Annotated in this window: 14 protein-coding genes; 6 read left to right on the top strand and 8 right to left on the bottom strand. The window is 71.7% G+C overall.

Annotation, left to right across the window (positions count from 1 at the left end; translation table 11 throughout):
* The coding region (locus tag AB0M52_RS16450; protein ID WP_363954004.1) for a DUF6082 family protein at positions 1-771 on the top strand (771 nt) is incomplete at its 5' end.
* 29 nt (positions 772-800) lie between these two features.
* Here the strand turns inward: AB0M52_RS16450 and AB0M52_RS16445 are convergent.
* Positions 801-1,646 carry an SDR family NAD(P)-dependent oxidoreductase gene (locus AB0M52_RS16445; RefSeq protein WP_363954002.1) on the bottom strand — a complete coding sequence of 282 codons (846 nt, stop codon included), beginning with the start codon at positions 1,644-1,646 and terminating at the stop codon, positions 801-803.
* Positions 1,647-1,957: 311 nt separating this feature from the next.
* Between AB0M52_RS16445 and AB0M52_RS16440 the strand changes: the two genes are divergently transcribed.
* The 4 genes from AB0M52_RS16440 (at position 1,958) to AB0M52_RS16425 (ending at position 8,072) form a co-directional block, all read left to right on the top strand.
* The gene (locus tag AB0M52_RS16440) at positions 1,958-2,368 is read left to right on the top strand and encodes a hypothetical protein (protein ID WP_363954000.1); all 411 of its coding nucleotides are present in this window, start codon (positions 1,958-1,960) and stop codon (positions 2,366-2,368) included.
* A 263-nt stretch (positions 2,369-2,631) separates the two neighbouring features.
* A complete protein-coding gene (locus AB0M52_RS16435; protein WP_363953998.1) occupies positions 2,632-3,957 on the top strand; it encodes an AAA domain-containing protein in 1,326 nt (441 codons plus the stop codon).
* A gap of 70 nt (positions 3,958-4,027) precedes the next feature.
* The gene (locus AB0M52_RS16430; RefSeq protein ID WP_363953996.1) at positions 4,028-4,720 is read left to right on the top strand and encodes a hypothetical protein; all 693 of its coding nucleotides are present in this window, start codon (positions 4,028-4,030) and stop codon (positions 4,718-4,720) included.
* A gap of 85 nt (positions 4,721-4,805) precedes the next feature.
* Positions 4,806-8,072 carry an AAA family ATPase gene (locus AB0M52_RS16425; protein ID WP_363953994.1) on the top strand — a complete coding sequence of 1,089 codons (3,267 nt, stop codon included), beginning with the start codon at positions 4,806-4,808 and terminating at the stop codon, positions 8,070-8,072.
* A gap of 132 nt (positions 8,073-8,204) precedes the next feature.
* Here the strand turns inward: AB0M52_RS16425 and AB0M52_RS16420 are convergent, their stop codons facing one another.
* The 5 genes from AB0M52_RS16420 to AB0M52_RS16400 form a co-directional block, all read right to left on the bottom strand.
* The gene (locus AB0M52_RS16420; RefSeq protein WP_363953992.1) at positions 8,205-9,062 is read right to left on the bottom strand and encodes an ABC transporter permease; all 858 of its coding nucleotides are present in this window, start codon (positions 9,060-9,062) and stop codon (positions 8,205-8,207) included.
* Positions 9,059-10,075, bottom strand: coding sequence for an ATP-binding cassette domain-containing protein (locus AB0M52_RS16415; RefSeq protein ID WP_363953990.1), 1,017 nt, complete (start codon positions 10,073-10,075; stop codon positions 9,059-9,061). Before AB0M52_RS16415 ends, AB0M52_RS16420 begins: the two co-directional genes overlap by 4 nt.
* 256 nt (positions 10,076-10,331) lie before the next feature.
* Positions 10,332-11,183: an aldo/keto reductase gene (locus AB0M52_RS16410; protein ID WP_363953988.1), complete on the bottom strand. Its 852-nt coding sequence runs from the start codon at positions 11,181-11,183 to the stop codon at positions 10,332-10,334.
* A 76-nt stretch (positions 11,184-11,259) separates the two neighbouring features.
* Positions 11,260-11,673, bottom strand: coding sequence for a Rho termination factor N-terminal domain-containing protein (locus AB0M52_RS16405; protein WP_363953986.1), 414 nt, complete (start codon positions 11,671-11,673; stop codon positions 11,260-11,262).
* Positions 11,670-12,590, bottom strand: a complete 921-nt coding sequence (locus AB0M52_RS16400; RefSeq protein ID WP_363953984.1) for an AAA family ATPase — start codon at positions 12,588-12,590, stop codon at positions 11,670-11,672. The genes AB0M52_RS16405 and AB0M52_RS16400 overlap by 4 nt, the downstream gene beginning before the upstream one ends.
* A 382-nt stretch (positions 12,591-12,972) precedes the next feature.
* On the opposite strand from AB0M52_RS16400, the gene AB0M52_RS16395 reads away from it, so the two are divergent.
* Positions 12,973-14,517 carry a M28 family peptidase gene (locus AB0M52_RS16395; RefSeq protein ID WP_363953982.1) on the top strand — a complete coding sequence of 515 codons (1,545 nt, stop codon included), beginning with the start codon at positions 12,973-12,975 and terminating at the stop codon, positions 14,515-14,517.
* A gap of 53 nt (positions 14,518-14,570) precedes the next feature.
* On the opposite strand, the gene AB0M52_RS16390 is transcribed toward AB0M52_RS16395, so the two are convergent.
* Both AB0M52_RS16390 and AB0M52_RS16385 read right to left on the bottom strand, forming a co-directional pair.
* Positions 14,571-15,272 (bottom strand): hypothetical protein, encoded by a 702-nt coding sequence (locus tag AB0M52_RS16390; RefSeq protein ID WP_363953980.1) that lies wholly within the window; start codon positions 15,270-15,272, stop codon positions 14,571-14,573.
* Positions 15,269-15,903: ABC transporter permease (locus AB0M52_RS16385; RefSeq protein ID WP_363953978.1), on the bottom strand; the 635-nt coding region annotated here is incomplete at its 5' end. The genes AB0M52_RS16385 and AB0M52_RS16390, both read right to left, overlap by 4 nt.

Raw genomic sequence — 15,903 nt, 5'->3', positions numbered from 1 at the left:
CGGCCGGTCGGCTCGTTCCAGGCGGTCAAGCACCGGCTGGCCGACCTGTGGGTGGAGGTCACGCAGGCTCGGGCGGTGGCCCGGCACGCCGCCGAGCGACCTGGATATGACTGGCCGCTGCTCGGCAACGTCGGGCAGGCGTACGGAGCCGCGTCCGCGATCCTCGCCGGGCTTGCGCTCACCGGTGTGGTTGCTTCGCTGATCATCCAGGCTCGGGAAGCTAAGGCGGCCCGTGAACAGGCGCTCAGGGCATTGCACACCGATCTGCTCAAGATGGCCATCGACGACCCTGGGCTGCTTGAGTGCTGGGGCCCGATCGGGCAGTCGACGGACCTGGAGTGGTTCCGTAAGCACGTCTACACAAACCTGATCGTCTCCCACTGGCAGTTGATGTGGGAGGTCGACCTCCTGAGTGAGCCGCACCTGGAAGTCCTCGCCGACCAGTTCTTCAAAGGCGCTGCGGGCCGGCGCTTCTGGGCGGAGGCGCGAGGGCCGCGGATGAAGGCCGAGACCTCCCGCCGTGCCCGCCGCTTCACGGCCGTCGTCGATGACCGGTACCACGCTGCGATTGCAACTGGCCCGCCGGTAGACAGCCGGGAACCCATTCGGGTGGCAGACGATCCGGCTCGGTCTGCACCCTCCGATCGATCCGAGGACGAGCGCGACACGACTGGTCGGCTCGCCTACCTTGCCGTCGGGATGGCCGTCGCTGCCGGTGCAATCGCCGTCGGCCACTGCCTCTTCCGTCGCAGGCGGCAACCTGGTCGATAGAAGTCCTGTGCCGGCGGTCCAGGCCGGGGTCACGCCACCGGCACGCCGAGCAGCTCGGCCGTGCGCTCCCACAGGCGGGTCGCCAGTTGGTCGTCCTTGGCCTGCCGGTGCGCTGGCCCGTTGGGCTTGAGGCGGTGGTAGTAACCGCCGTTGGCCGCCTCCGGATCGGGCATCGTGGCCAGGTGGACCAGCGGTGCGGCACCCTCCTCGAGGGTGGACAGGCCGCCCAGCAGGCGATTCCGCACCAGCGCGGCGATCAGCGGCGTGGCCCGGTTGATCTCGGTGTTGGGGATCACGCCCGGGTGGAACGCCGCCGCGGTCAGCCCGCTGCCCCGCGTACGGCGGGCCAACTCGCGGGTGAACAGGATGTTCTGCAGTTTCGTCGTGCCGTACCGGAGCATTTCGGATCGCTTGCGGGCGCCTTCGATGTCGTCGATGTCGACGCCGCCGAACCGGTTGCCGTTGCTGGAGGTGCTGATGACCCGCGCCGGCCCGGCGCTGGTCAGCCGGTCCAGCAGCAGGTTGGTGAGCAGGAACGGGGCCAGGTAGTTGACCTGGAACATCAGGTCGTGCCCGTCCTCGGTGCGGCTCCGCTTGGACAGCACGACGCCGGCGTTGTTGGCCAGGACGTCGATGCGGGGGTAGCGGTCCAGGAGGGTGTCGGCGAGCTTGCGTACGTCCGCCAGCCGGGCGAAGTCGGCGACCAGCGGTTCGGCGCCGACCTCGCGGGCGACGGCGGCGGTCTTCTCGGGCGACCGGCCGACCACCGCCACGGTCGCGCCCAGGGTTGCCAGCCGGCGGGCCGCCTCGGCACCGATGCCCGCGCTGGCCCCGGTGATCACGACGGTCTTACCTTCCATGATCCGATCGTTCACGGTATCCACCCTCGCGAATGAGACGAAGGCTCATGATAGGAGATCAACGAGGGCAACTGCCACCGATGGTCAGCTCGGAAGGCAGGTGGAGTGACCCCGCCGGTCGGCCCTGGCCCCTCGCCGTGGGCGCCGCGCTGGTGGGCGCGGACTTCGTGCACGCTCTCGGCCTACCTCCACTCCAAGGCCCGATTTCACACAGACGTATTTATGTCTGTGTGAAATCACCCTTGACGGACACAACACCGCCCGGGCTGACCCGCCCATTCGACCCGGCCACCAGGGAAGGCCGCCGTGACGGCATGCCGCGTGTGATGAGGGAATCCGATTGGGTACCGTCGGCCGGCATGCGGATGGTCTACACCTCGGCACCGGACGATGTTTTCATCCCCGGGCGGGACCGGCTGGTCCGGCGGTTCGAACGGTGGGCTCGGCGGCAACGCCGCCCGGTGGACCCGTTCACCGTCGAGGCGCTGCTCGACCACCGGTGGGCCGACGGTGACGGTCTGCTCAGCCGGTGGCAGCCCGAAGATCTGGAAGAGGCGCTGCTCGACTGGTTCCCCCGGCGCTGCGCTGACCAGCATCTGCTGCACGGCCTTCTGGACAAGCTCGGCGCCCCGTTCGCCGAGGCGATGGCCGACCAGCGCCGGTACGGGCTGGCCAAGTTCTGGGCCACCAGGATGGTGGACGAGGGTGTCGACCCTTATGGACCCTGCCGCCACTGAGCGGTTCATCGCGGACGTCAACGCCGGTCGGATCGCCGTGGACGAGCAGGTTCTGCGTCAGGTGTCGGCCAATCACCTGCTCGACGACGCGCATGACTCCCACCCGCCGCTACCGCTGGTGGCCGTACCCGAGGACGACACGCTGCGCCAGCCCCGACGACGCCGAGCACCGGCGGCTCGCCCTGGCGTACGCGCACGATCTTGGCTGAGCCCGTCGGCGGCTGCCGGTAGGGTGCGGGACGCCGGGTGGGGAGGTGGGGTTGATGCTGTCGCAGCTGGCGGTGCCGCCCGCGGTCGAGGCCGAGCGGGTGATCACGTCCGTGCTGGCCGACCTGCGCTCCGGTGACCATCGGGGCGTGGTGGTCGACTCGCCGCCGGGGGCCGGCAAGTCGACCCTGGTGGTGCGGGCCGCCGTGGAGCTGGCCGGCGCCGGCGAACCGCTGGTGATCATCGCGCAGACCAACGAGCAGGTGGACGACCTGATCGACCGGCTCGCCCGGAAGGCGCCCGAGCTGCGGGTCGGCCGGCTGTCCGCCGGCGACTACCGGCCGTCGGAGCGGGTGCGCGCCCACGAGCAGGTCCGGGTCGCCGCGAAGGTCACCGACCTGGCCGCGTCGGCCGTGATCATCGGTACGGCCGCCAAATGGGCCACGGTCACCGAGGGCTCCTGGCCGTGGGCGATCGTGGACGAGGCGTACCAGATGCGCTCGGACGCCCTGTTGCGCGTGGCCGGCCGGTTCGAACGGGCCCTGTTCGTGGGGGATCCGGGGCAGCTGGACCCGTTCTCCACCGTGGAGACCGGGCGGTGGGCGGGCCTGACCTGGGATCCGATGCAGTCGGCGGTGGCGGTGCTGCTGCGGCACAACCCGCAGCTGCCGGTGCACCGGTTGCCGGTGTCCTGGCGGCTGCCGGCCTCGGCCGCCGCGGTGGTGTCGCGGGCGTTCTACCCGTTCACCGGGTTCCGCGCCGGGACCGCGTCCGCTGACCGGGCCTTGCAGCTCACCGAGGTCGGGCCGGGTGACGCCGTCGACCGGGCGGTGGAGCTGGCGGTGGCCACCGGCTGGGCGTTGTACGAGCTGCCGGCACGGCACACGCTGCGTACCGACGCCGAGGCCGCCGCCGCGTGTGCCGTGCTCGCGGTCCGCGTTTTGCGGCGGGGCGCGGTCGCGGTCTGCGAGCAGGTGCCCGGTGGCGCGCCGGTCACCGCGGACCGGATCGCCGTCGGGGCCGCGCACCGCGACCAGGTCGCGGCCATCCGGGCGCACCTGGGCGAGGCCGGTGCGGGCGTCACCGTCGACACCGCCAACCGGCTCCAGGGCCGCGAGTACGACGTGACGATCGTGCTGCACCCACTGTCGGGTCGACGGGACGCGACCGCGTTCCACCTGGAGTCGGGGCGGCTCTGCGTGCTCGCCTCCCGGCACCGGCAGGCCTGCATCGTGGTGGCCCGGGCGGGCATCGGCGAGCTGCTGGACGCGCACCCGTCGACCGAGGCGCCGCAGCTGGACGTGCCGGTCAAGTTCCCGGACGGCTGGGAGGCCAACCAGGCGATCCTGGCCCACCTCGGCGGCGTGGCGACACGTCATTGATCGAGCTGGCGGCCGTCCTCCGCTCGTGGCGGGGCAGCGCGGCACGCACGGGGTGACTAGGGTCGGGCCGGTGACGGTATCGACGCTGAGTCGCGCCGGCCGGGCCGGGCTGGTGCTCCTCGCCGTGGTGGCCTTCGCGACCTTCACCCTGCCCTGGTTCTCCGCCGACGGCAGAGTCGTCATCGGACTGGACCTGGTCTACCTGAAGTCCGAGCTGCCCGGTGTGCCCCACCCGTTGATCGAGTACTTCGTGGAGGTGGCGCCGCTGCCGGCCTACGTCGGGTTGCTGCTGGCCGGCACCGTCGCGGTCCGTCGGCGGTGGGCGCGGTTCGTGGCGGTGGCGGTGGCCGTGCTGGCCGCCGCGCTGGCTGCGGTGGCGGCTGCCGGCCTGTTCGGCGGCATCGAGGACTACTGGCAGCCGGACGAGGCGCTGCGCTACCGGCTCTACGCCCTGATCACCGCCGTGCTGGCGGTGCTGCTGTTGGCCGCCGCCATCGCGCTGGCGGCGGGCCTGCGTGGGGCGTACCACGGCTTCGTGGTGGTCCTGCTGCTCGCCTCCGCCGCCTTCCAGTTCACCGGCACGGCGTTGCTCGCCGGGCAGGGCGTGGGCAGCACGATGACCGCCGTGCCGTGGCTGACCGGTGTGGCGTACCTGCTTGCGGCCGGCTGCACGTTGCTCGCCGCGATCGGGCCCGCAGGCACCGGGCCGGCACCCGCACCGCCGGCACCCGACCCCGCCGGCATCTCGGCGGTACGCGGATAGTCCGCCTGCCCCGGCGGGTGCATGCACTCGGTGTCGTCGCCGGGACCGCCCGTGGTGTCGGCGGTGTCGGCTACCGTCGGTTGCCATGAAGGCGCGGTCCGGCGGAGTCATGATCGGGCGGGACCATCCCGCCGGCCTGCTGCGCGCCGAGGTCGACCGGGCTGCGGCCAGTCACGGCGGTCTCGTCCTGGTCACCGGCGAGCCTGGCATCGGCAAGACGACCCTGGTGACCGCCGCCACGGACGAGGCGCGCCGGCAGGGCGCGCTGGTGCTGGGCGCCGCCTGCTGGGATTCGGCGAGCGCGCCGGGTTACTGGCCCTGGGTGCAGATCCTGCGCGGGCTGCGCCGGTCGCCCGACGACTGGGCGGTGGCCCGGGAGTCCGCCGAGCCGGCGCTCGCGCTGCTGCTCGGCGAGGCGGTCGGCCCGGCGAGCCCCGACCCGGGCCTGCTGACGCCGGCCGGAATGCCTGGCGACGGCGGGTTGCCGGGCGAGGGTGACGCGGCCGAGCAGGAGGCGTTCGCCCTCTACGACGCGGTCACCACCGCGCTGGTCGCCGTCTCCCAGCGCCGGCCGGTCATGGTGGTCCTGGACGACCTGCACTGGGCCGACGCGGCGTCGATGCGGCTGCTCCGGTTCGCCGCCCAGCACACCTGGTTCGAGCGGCTGCTTTTCGTCGGCACGTACCGGGACGCGGAGGTCGAGTCGGGCGACCATCCGTTGCGGCCGCTGCTGATGTCGCTGGTGGCCAAGGCCACCACGATCAGCCTCACCGGTCTGTCCCGTGACGAGGTCGGCGCGTTGATGGCCCGCACCGCCGGCCGGGAGCCCGCTGCCGACTGTGTCCACGACGTGCACCGCCGCACCGGCGGCAATCCCTTCTTCGTCGAGCAGACCGCCCGGCTGTGGCACACCGCCGGCTCGGTGAGCGGCCTCGCCCCCGGCGTACGGGAGGTGGTGCGCCGACGCCTGGATCTCCTGCCCGCCACGGTGGTCGACACGCTCACCGTCGCCGCCGTGCTGGGCCGGGAGTTCCACAGTGAGATGCTCGCGGCCAGCGCCGGCCTGGCGCCGGCCCGGCTCGATCAAATCCTCGACGCCGCGGTCACCGCGCGGCTCGTGCTCGCCGGCGGCGACGACCGGTACGCCTTCGTCCACGACCTGGTCCGCGAGACGCTCTACGACGGTCTCGCCGCCGACGACCGCCGGGCCCGTCACGCCGCCGTCGTCCGTGCCGTCGACGAGCATGCCTCGCTGGGCCAGTTTCTGATCCCCGCCGACCTGGCCCGCCACGCCTGGCTCGCCGGCGACCGCCTCGACGCGGCCCGCGCCACCGACCTGCTGGTTGCCGCCGCCCGGGATGCCAGCTGCCGGCTGGCGTTGGAGGAGTCGGCCGTCCACTTCCGCCGCGCGTTGCAGGTCGTGCGGGACGACCCCCAACGGGTCAAGATCATGATGGAGCTGGCTGACCGGCTCTTCCACACCGGCGACCGCGACGAGGCGCGCCTGTTGCTCGCCGACGCCACCGCCCTGGCGCTGGGCATCGACGATCCGGCCCTGTTGGCCCGGTTCGCCGTCACCGTCCAGCGCCACTACCGGATGAATCCCAGTCTCGGCATCGACACCGACGCGCTGGTGCGGGAGGCGCACCAGCGGTTCATCGGGGACCCCGAGCGGGATGCCCCGATCGGCGCGCTCGTGACCGGCCTGATCACCGCCACCGAGACCCTCGCCCGGCAGGGCCAGGACGACGAGGCGCTCACCTTCAGTCTCTGGGCCCGGCACGACGCCACCTGGGGGCTGGGCACCGCGGCCGACCGCGCCGCCCTCACCGGGGAGATCCGCGACGTCGCCCGGCGCGCCGGCGACCGGGAGACCGAGCTGTGGTCCACCTCCCTGCGCTGGGTGGCGCTGGTCGAACTCGGCGACCCCGGTTACCTGGACGAACTCACCGCCTTCGTGACCGCCGGACGGGAGACCGAGAAGCCCCGGCACCGGATGGCCGCCGCCATCGACAGCGGCATCATCAGTGCCTTCCGTGGCAACTTCGCCGGAGCCGAAGCCGACTACGCCGAGCTCGGTGACCTCGACGCGTGGGAGCACGCCGACCAGGTCTTCTTCGGCCACCACCTGCGCTGGTCGTTGCGGCTGCTACAGGGGCGGTTCGACGAGGCCGAGGCCCTGATCGACAAGCTCACCGTGACCGACCACCCGCACCGGGAACTGCTCCGGGCGATCACCGCCGCCGAACGCGGCGACCACCACACCGCCGCCCGACTCACCGCACAGCTCGACGCCGCCGCGGCCGGGTACGGCGGGCCGATCTCCCCGCTGTGGCAGCGGCTGCGCGCCCAGGCCACCGCCGCCGACCCTTCGCGCTGCGCCGAGGTCCGGCAGGCCCTGCTGCCGTACCGTGGCCAGTGGCTGGTCGCCATGTTCGGCTGCGAGGTCAGCGGCCCGGTCGACCACTGGCTGGCCGTTGTCGACGCCGCCGAGCAGCGCTGGGACGCTGCGGTCGCCGGTTTCACCGCCGCCCGCGCCGGTGCCGACCGGATGGGCGCCCGGCCGTGGTCGCTCATCGCCGGCACCGCCCTCGCCGAAGCGCTCGCCAACCGGGGCCGTCCGGGCGACGCGGCGACCGCCGCCGCCCTGCGCGCCACAGTCGAACCGGAGGCCCGCGCCCTCGACATGCGGCAGGTGCTCGCCCGGCTCACCGACGCGCCGTCGACCGAGGCGGTGTCATCGGGCTCCGTGTCGACTGGGCCGGTGTCGGCTGGAGCGGTGTCGAGTGGCACCGCGCCGAGTCCGGCGTACGAGTTCCGTCGCGACGGTGCGGTCTGGCGGCTTACGTACGACGGCAGCACGGCGTACCTGCCCGACGCCAAGGGGCTGCACGACCTGCGCCTGCTGCTCGGCCGCCCGGGTGTCGACGTGCCCTCGGTCGAACTGCTCGACCCGGCCGCCGGGCCGGAACTCGTCGCCGCCCGACGGATGGGCGGTGACCAGGTGCTCGACGACGAGGCGAAAACCCGCTACCGGCGCCACCTGGCACGGCTCGACGACGAGATCGACCGGGCGGCTGCCCGCGGCGACGATCCGAAGGCGACCGCCCTGGATGCCGAGCGGCGTGCGTTGATCGACCAGTTACGGGCGGCCGCCGGGCTGGCCGGGCGCCCTCGCCGGCTCGGCGACGAGGCGGAACGGGCCCGCAAGACGGTCACCGCCCGCATCCGGGAAACGCTGCGCCGCCTCGACGAGCGACATCCGCCCCTCGCCGCCCACCTCCGCGACACGATTTCCACCGGCACCGCCTGCCGCTACCTCCCCACCACCCCGGTCCCCTGGCGCCTCTGAAAACCGGATCCGCCGGATCTTGGTACGAAACGGCCCGGTGCGGGGCGCTTTCGTACCAGGAACACTCCAGGGCGGGTGTGTCGCGGGGCGGGTGGGGGGTTTGTCCCACCCACCCCGCGATTGGAAGTCGGGTCAGCGGCGGTTGTAGCGGTACATGGTCAGGGTGCCGAAGACCACCACGAAGACGACGCTCCACGCCATCGTCCACATCATGCTCGACGCGTCCGACGTGCCGGCCATCGCCGCCCGGACCGACGACACCAGGTGCGTGATCGGGTTGGCGTTGACGAACGCCTGGAGCCAGCCGGGCATGGTGGTCGGGTTGACGAAGACGTTGCTGAGGAAGGTCAGCGGGAACAGCACCATCATGCTGACCCCCATCACCGACTTCTCGCTGCGCAGCACGAGCCCGAAGAAGGTCCAGACCCACGAGAACGCGAACGAGAAGACCACCAGCAGGCCGATCCCGGCCAGCACGCCGAGCAGGCCGCCGTCGGGGCGGAAGCCGAGCACCAGCCCGACCGTCAGGATCACCACCGCGGCGAGGACGTAGCGCAGCACGTCCCCGACGATCATGCCGACCAGTGCGGCCGGCCGCCACACCGGCAGCGTCCGGAACCGGTCGAAGACCCCCTTCTCGATGTCGGTGTTCAGGCCGACACCGGTGTACATGGTGATCATCACGACGCTGGTCACCATGATGCCCGGCAGGAAGAACTGCAGGTAGTCACGCGGGTTGCCGGCGAGCGCACCGCCGAACAGGTACGTGAACATCAGCACCATGATGATCGGGAACGCCGTCACGTCGAACAGCTGCTCCGGCACGTGCTTGATCTTCAGAAGGGCGCGCCAGCTGAAGGTCAGCGACGCCGACAGCGGGCTCGGCCGGGGCGGTCGCGCGCCCGGCGCGAGGACGGTCGCCAACGCCTCGGACGACGGTACGTAGACCGCCGGCGCCCGGTCGGCCGAGGTGGCGGTGTCGCTGCTCATCGGGCTGCCTCCAGTTCGTCGTCCCGCTCGGCGTCGGCCGGTACGGCGGGATGGTCGGTCAGGGCCAGGAAGACCTCGTCCAGGCTCGGCTGGCCGAGCGAGAAGTCGTCCACCACGATCCCGGCGCGGGACAGCTCACCGAGCGCCTGGGCGGCCTGTGCGCTGGCGTCCAGGTCGCTGCCGTCCCCGCCGACCCGGGCCGTGATGGCCACCGGATCCGCCTCCAACTGCACCGACACGCCCAGCGCCGTCCGCAGCACCCGCTCGGCCTCGGGCCGCTGTTCCGGATCCCGTAGCCGCAGATGCACGCTGCCGGAGCCGACCGACGACTTCAGCTCGCCAGGGGTGCCCTCCGCGATCACCCGGCCGTGGTCGACCACCGCGATCCGGCTGGCCAGCTTGTCGGCCTCGTCCAGGTACTGCGTGGTCAGCAGCACGGTCGTGCCGTGCGCCACCACCGCCCGGACGATCTCCCACACCTGGTTGCGGCTGCGTGGGTCCAGCCCGGTCGTCGGCTCGTCGAGGAACAGCAGGTCGGGCGTGTTGAGGATGCTCGCCGCGATGTCCACGCGCCGCCGCATGCCGCCCGAGTACTTCTTGACCTGCCGCCCGGCCGCCTCGGTAAGCCCGAACGCGGCCAGCAACTGCTCCGCCCGTTCCTGCGCGGCCGGCCTGCGCAGCCCGAGCAGCCGGCCCAGCAGGACCAGGTTCTCCGCGCCGGTCAGGTCCTCGTCCACCGAGGCGTACTGGCCGGTCAGGCTGACCCGGGCCCGGACAGCGTCAGCCTCGCCGACCACGTCGTGCCCGAACACCCGCGCCCGCCCGCCGTCGGGGCGCAGCAACGTGGCCAGGACCCGCACCGCTGTGGTCTTGCCGGCCCCGTTCGGGCCGAGCAGCCCGTACACGGCACCGGCGGGCACCTGAAGGTCGATGCCGGCGAGCGCGCGGGTCTCGCCGAACGACCGGGTCAGACCCTCGGCCTCGATGGCGAGGCCGGTGGTGCGTCTACTCATGATCTCTGAATATCCTTCCGCTCTGGGAATCTGCGGGCCGGACGGGCGTCACGTCGCGACTTCTCCCGCACCGCCACCGCCTGCCGCCCCACCACAGCGCACGCGTACGACAAAAAGCGCGTGCCCGACCGCCTGCTCAACGACGGTGGCCGGCGGTGGTTGTAGACCAGCTTCCCCCTACTGGCGCGAGACGGCGAGCAGCCGCCGCTAGATCAGATCTAGCGGCGGCTGTCCGGTTGCCGATGGCGCCGCGTTTTCAGGCCGGGATGTAGTCGAAAGTGTCCGGGTTGGGGCCCTGCCGTCCGGCCTCGCCCCGGTCCAGCAGGGTGATCTGCTCCATCGCGGTGTCGTCCAGCTGGAAGTCGAAGATCTGGAAGTTCTCCTCGATCCGCTTCGGCGTGGTCGACTTCGGGAAGATGACGTCGCCGCGCTGAAGATGCCAGCGCAGCACCACCTGGGCCGGGGTGCGGCCGACCTGCTCGGCGAGGTCGGCGATGATCGGGTCGCCGAGCACCGCACCCTGCGCGATCGGCGACCACGCCTGGGTGATGATGCCGTTCTTGGCGCCGTACGCGCGGACCTCGTCGTTGGCGAAGTACGGGTGCGCCTCGACCTGGTTCACTGCGGGCGCCACGTCCGTCTCGGCGGCCAGCCGCTCCAGGTGCGGGACCTGGAAGTTGGACACGCCGATGGCGCGGGTCCGACCGTCGTTCTTGAACTCCTCCAGCACCTTCCAGGTGGTGACGAAGTCGCCGTCGTAGCGGGTCGGCAGCGGCCAGTGAATGAGGAACAGGTCGATGTAGTCGGTCCGCAGCGCGTCCAGCGTCGCCTGGAAGGCAGCTCTGGCGTCGTCGGGGCGGTGGAAGCCGTTGTTCAGCTTGCTGGTGATGAAGACGTCCTCGCGGGCCAGCCCCGCCGCGCGCACCCCCTCACCGACCTCGGCCTCGTTGCCGTACATCTCGGCGGTGTCGATGTGCCGGTAACCGACGTCGAGGGCGGTGCGTACCGCCTGCGCGGTGTCCGCCGGGATGATCTGGAACACCCCGAAGCCCAGTTGTGGGATGGTGTTGCCGTCGTTCAGCCTGATGTCCGGAATCGTGCCTGCCATTTGGTCGGCATACCCGCTGAGGCCGGCATTCTCACGCCAAACCCGTCGGCCGTTCCCGGCGTGTCCGCCTCCCCGGTCAGCGCTCCCGCACGGCGGTGGAGGTGAGCCGGTAGCCGATGGTGCCGTCCACGATCCGCTCGACCAGCTCCGCCTTGCGCAGCCCGCCGACGCCGCGCAACCCCAGGCCGGCGGCGAGCGCCCGCAGCTCGCGCACCGGCCGGTCCGACAGATACGCCGTACCCTCGGCACGGCTGGTCATGGCCGCCAGCGCGGCCTGCGCGACGGCCGGGTCCCGGCCCGGCGATCCGCGCTCGGCGGCCGGCGCGTCGCGTCCGGTCCTCGCGGGCCGGAGCTGGTCGGCCGGTGCGGGAGCCACCGGTACGACCGCGATCCGGGCCCGGCCGTCGAGCAGCGCGGTCAGGTCGGCGTCGGGCAAGTCGGCGAGCAACTCGACGGCCCTGGCCAGGGCAGCGTCCCGGCGGCTGCTCATGCGGGCTGGAGATGGTCGAGGAACTCGGTGGCCAGCTGGCGCAGTTCGTCCCGGACGGCGGGGACGGTGACCCGGTCGCGCAGCACCACCGGTACCCCGCGTGGGGTGTTCGTGGCGTAGAGGGTGACGTTCTCCCGCAGCGCGGTCGGGAAGACCGGCAGGCCAAGGTTGCGCACCTGGTCCATGTAGCGCTGATGGGTGGCGATCGGCTGCCGGGCCAGCAGTTGGATCATCGTGAAGACCACGCCGGCCACGCCGGGGGCGACCTTCTGGTGCCGGCGTACGGTGGCGAACCGGCGGGCGTCGGCGTTGTACTGCTCGACCAGTTCCCGCACGTTGCCGTGCAGGTAGTCGATGCCCAGTGTGGACAGGTAGTCGGCCTTGGCCGGGATGACCAGGTGGTCGCTGGCGATGATGGCCGACTGGGTGACCACGTTGAAGTTCGGCGGGCAGTCGATCAGCACCATGTCGTACGGTTCCAGCCCGTCGGCGAGCAGCCCGTCGGCGAGCGAGCCGCGCACCCGGAACAGTTCGGCGTCGTACTCCTCGCCGCCGGCCACGCTGCGGGCCAGCGCCAGGTCGATGTCGACCAGTTGCAGGTGCGAGGCGATCAGGTCGAGCCGGCCGGTGCCGGACAACCGGGCGTTCGCCGGACCGGGTGACACCACCAGCTCACCCAGGCTGATCGTCGGGTTGCCCTCGCGTAGGCCGTCGTACCAGCGCTTCACGGTCCGGCTGTCGCGCAGCCGCTCCCGCCAGTCGTCCGGATCGTAGAAGCCGAAGGTCAGGCTGGCCTGTGGGTCGAGGTCGATGAGCAGCACCTTCATCCCGCGGTTGGCCAGTTCGGCACCGAGGTTGGCGGTCACCGTGGTCTTGCCGACCCCACCCTTGTAGTTGATTACGGACACGACGTACATCGACGTACCTCCCCAGAGGGGAGACGGTAGCTGGCCGGGCGGGTGGGAGTTCGATCATCCCTGCCGTTCGTCATCGCCGAGGTCTACGGAGTCGCGAGTGACGCCGTGCTGGTGCGTACGCGCCGTGCCGTGTGGACCTGGTTGCTGGCGACCGGGCTCCGGCAATCCCCGCGACCGGTGCCGTGCTGGGCCGAACGGCTACTTGGCTCGGCTGAACAGGCACTTTGCCTTGGCACCGATGTGCACCAAGATTGCACAAACATCCGGCGCACGGGGGTGCGGGGAGCCGGATACCCATAGAGGAAGGACGTGGCACATCGTGGTGCCTTTCTCAGGCAGGAGAGTGCTCGCCGGTATCGCGGCCGGCGCCCTCCTGGGAACGGTGGCGCTGGCAGGCCCGGCGTCGGCGGACCCGAACAACAATTCGGCCAAGAAGCTGACCAAGGCGGTGACGGTCGAGGGTGTGTTCAAGCACCTCGACAAGTTCCAGGCCATCGCCGACGCGAACGACGGCACGCGTGCCTCCGGCACTCCGGGCTACGACGCCAGCGCCGACTACGTGGCCGGGCTGCTGAAGAAGGCCGGCTACCAGGTGACCCGGCAGCAGTTCGACTTCTCGTTCTACGAGGAGTTCGGCTCGTCGTTCGCCCAGGTGGCGCCGAACCCGACCACGTACACCAACGGCGTCGACTACGACCTGATGGAGTACTCCGGCGACGGGGTCGGGCAGGGGCAGGTCGTGGCGGTGGACCTGGCCCTCACGCCGCCGCGCGCCTCGTCGTCCGGCTGTGAGGCCAGCGACTTCGCCGGCGTCGACGTGGCCGGCAAGGTCGCCCTGATGCAGCGCGGCACCTGCGCGTTCGGCGACAAGGTGGTCAACGCCGAGGCCGCCGGTGCCATCGGCGCGATCATCATGAACCAGGGCAACGGCACGCCGGAGGCAAACGCGGACCGTTACGAACTGTTCGCCGGCACGCTCGGCGGGCCGGTCGGCATTCCGACGGTCGCCGTCTCGTACGACACCGGGGCGCAGTTCGCGGCAACGCCGGGTCTGGTGGTCCGGATCGAGGCCGACACCACCTCGGAGATCCGCACCACCGAGAACGTCTTCGCCCAGACCAAGCAGGGCCGCACCGACAACGTCGTGGTGGCCGGGGCGCACCTCGACTCGGATCCGGCGGGGCCGGGCTACAACGACAACGGCACCGGCAGCGCCGCGTTGCTCGAGGTCGCGCTGCAGATGGCCAAGGTGAAGCCGAACAACGCGGTTCGCTTCGCCTGGTGGGGCGCGGAGGAGGCGGGCCTGATCGGCTCGCAGTACTACGTGGACAGCCTGACCGATCAGGAGATCGCGAACATCGCGCTCTACCTGAACTTCGACATGATCGGCTCGCCGAACTATGTGTTCGGGGTGTACGACGGCGATGACTCCGCGCAGGAGGGTTCGGGCCCTGGCCCGGAGGGTTCGGCGCAGATCGAGAAGGTGTTCGAGGACTTCTTCGCCTCCCGCAAGCTGCCCACCGTGCCGTCCGACTTCACTGGCCGGTCGGACTACGGGGCGTTCATCGGTGTCGACATCCCCGCCGGTGGTCTCTTCACCGGTGCGGAGGGCCGTAAGACGGCCGCCGAGGTCGCCCTCTTCGGTGGCCTGGAGGGGGAGTCCTACGACCCCTGCTACCACCAGGCCTGCGACAGCCTGACGCCGGTCGCCGACGGTGCCGACGCCGCGCTGTACGGGGCCCTGAACGCCAAGTACAAGCTCAAGGGCAACGTCAACGTCTTCGCCCTCGACGTCAACGCCGACGCCGTGGCCACCGCGGTGATCACGTTCGCGTTCGACACCTCGGCCGTGAACGGCGTGAAGTCGCCGGGCAAGTCGCACGGCAAGGCCGGCGGCAAGCACGCGCACGGTATCGCCTCGATGTGATCGAGCTGTTCCGCTGATCGGGCCGGGTCCTTTGCAGGGCCCGGCCCGTTCCGTTACTCGGGTGGCAGGACCGACCGGGCCAGCCGCCAGTGCTGCCGCTTGTCGTCGTCGCGGACCACGACGCCGTAGCGGGCCAACTCCTCACGCAGCTCCCGGGCCTCCTCAGTCCGGCCGTGCTCCACCGCCTCCTGCCGGGCCCGCAGCAGCGCGTCCGCGCCGGCCGGCAGCCCGGGCAGGCCGGGCACCCAGCGCCGGTACGCCGCCCGGTGCGGATCCTCCGCCGCCCACGGCCAGCCGTGCTCACGGAACGCCCCGGCCAACTGGGCGGCCGGCAGATCGGAACGCTGCCGGGCCAGCTCGCCGTCGTCCGCGTCGAGCAGCACCAGATCCTTGCCGTCGACGAAGGCCACCCGGGTCTCCGACCGGCCCACCTCCCGCTCGATGCTGCCGCGTCGCAGCCGTACCCGGGTGCCGTCGACGGTGACCCGCACCCGCTCGGCGGTGCCGATCGCGGCGATCACCATCCCGGCCAGTACGCCGACCCCCACCCCGCCGGCCAGGGCGTACCCCTCGGACAGCCCGTCGACCAGGCGGAACAGGCCCTGCATCGGCGCCCAGGGCAGGCCGGCCACCCAGCCCGCACCGAAGGCGAGCAGGCCACCCGCCGCGCCGCCGAGCACCGGGATCCCGCCCCAGAGCACCAGCAGCTCTCCGGCACCGCCGCTGACCACGGTCGGCGTGCCGTACGCCGTCATGCCACCTCCCGACGCATCGTGCGGACCAGCCCGGCGAGCAGGGGTACGCCCAGCCACACCAGCAGCGACACCCCGAGTCGCCCCCACTGCCCGGCGGTCATCTCGGCTCCGAACAACGGCTCCATGGTGCGCCCGGTGTCCAGCCACTCGGCGGCGCGGTTCAGCGGCCGGACCAGCTCGCCCACGATCGACCAGGCGATCGGCAGCACCAGGTTGGCCACGATGGCCAGCGGGGTGTGCAGGAGCAGCAGGCCGAACCCGGCGCCCAACAGCACATTGGCCACCTGGAGCACGGCGGCGTGCAGGATCAGCGACCCCTCGACCCGCCAGCTGCCCGCGCCGCCGGTGGCGTCGGCGATCAGCGTGGCGACGGTGGCGAGGGTGAGGCTCGCCAGCACTGAGGCCAGGGCGGCCAGCACCACCGCGACGAGCTTCGCGGCGATCACCCGTTCCCGCTGGGGCACCAGCGCGAACGTGGTCAACGCGGTGCGCTGCGACCACTCGCTGGTGATGGACAGGATGCCCAGCACCGGCAGCAGCAATCCGACGGGCAGCAGCGACGGGACGAAGAAGTTGACGAAGGTCTGCTCGGCGTCCGGCGCGTACACCAGTTGGAGGGTGACGATGAGGG

Origin of the sequence: Micromonospora sp. NPDC051296, assembly GCF_040682255.1 — a bacterium.
GTDB lineage: Bacteria > Actinomycetota > Actinomycetes > Mycobacteriales > Micromonosporaceae > Micromonospora > Micromonospora craterilacus.
The sequence above is the reverse complement of the archived record's forward strand: the minus strand, read 5'-3'. Positions and strand labels throughout refer to the sequence as shown.

What these genes read in the sequence shown, in the direction of transcription:
- AB0M52_RS16440 (WP_363954000.1), top strand. Translation starts at nt 1,958, where the DNA reads ATGAGGGAATCCGATTGGGTACCGTCGGCCGGCATGCGGATGGTCTAC.
- AB0M52_RS16435 (WP_363953998.1), top strand. Translation starts at nt 2,632, where the DNA reads ATGCTGTCGCAGCTGGCGGTGCCGCCCGCGGTCGAGGCCGAGCGGGTG.
- AB0M52_RS16425 (WP_363953994.1), top strand. Translation starts at nt 4,806, where the DNA reads ATGAAGGCGCGGTCCGGCGGAGTCATGATCGGGCGGGACCATCCCGCC.
- AB0M52_RS16420 (WP_363953992.1), bottom strand. Translation starts at nt 9,062, where the DNA reads ATGAGCAGCGACACCGCCACCTCGGCCGACCGGGCGCCGGCGGTCTAC.
- AB0M52_RS16415 (WP_363953990.1), bottom strand. Translation starts at nt 10,075, where the DNA reads ATGAGTAGACGCACCACCGGCCTCGCCATCGAGGCCGAGGGTCTGACC.
- AB0M52_RS16410 (WP_363953988.1), bottom strand. Translation starts at nt 11,183, where the DNA reads ATGGCAGGCACGATTCCGGACATCAGGCTGAACGACGGCAACACCATC.
- AB0M52_RS16405 (WP_363953986.1), bottom strand. Translation starts at nt 11,673, where the DNA reads ATGAGCAGCCGCCGGGACGCTGCCCTGGCCAGGGCCGTCGAGTTGCTC.
- AB0M52_RS16400 (WP_363953984.1), bottom strand. Translation starts at nt 12,590, where the DNA reads ATGTACGTCGTGTCCGTAATCAACTACAAGGGTGGGGTCGGCAAGACC.
- AB0M52_RS16390 (WP_363953980.1), bottom strand. Translation starts at nt 15,272, where the DNA reads ATGACGGCGTACGGCACGCCGACCGTGGTCAGCGGCGGTGCCGGAGAG.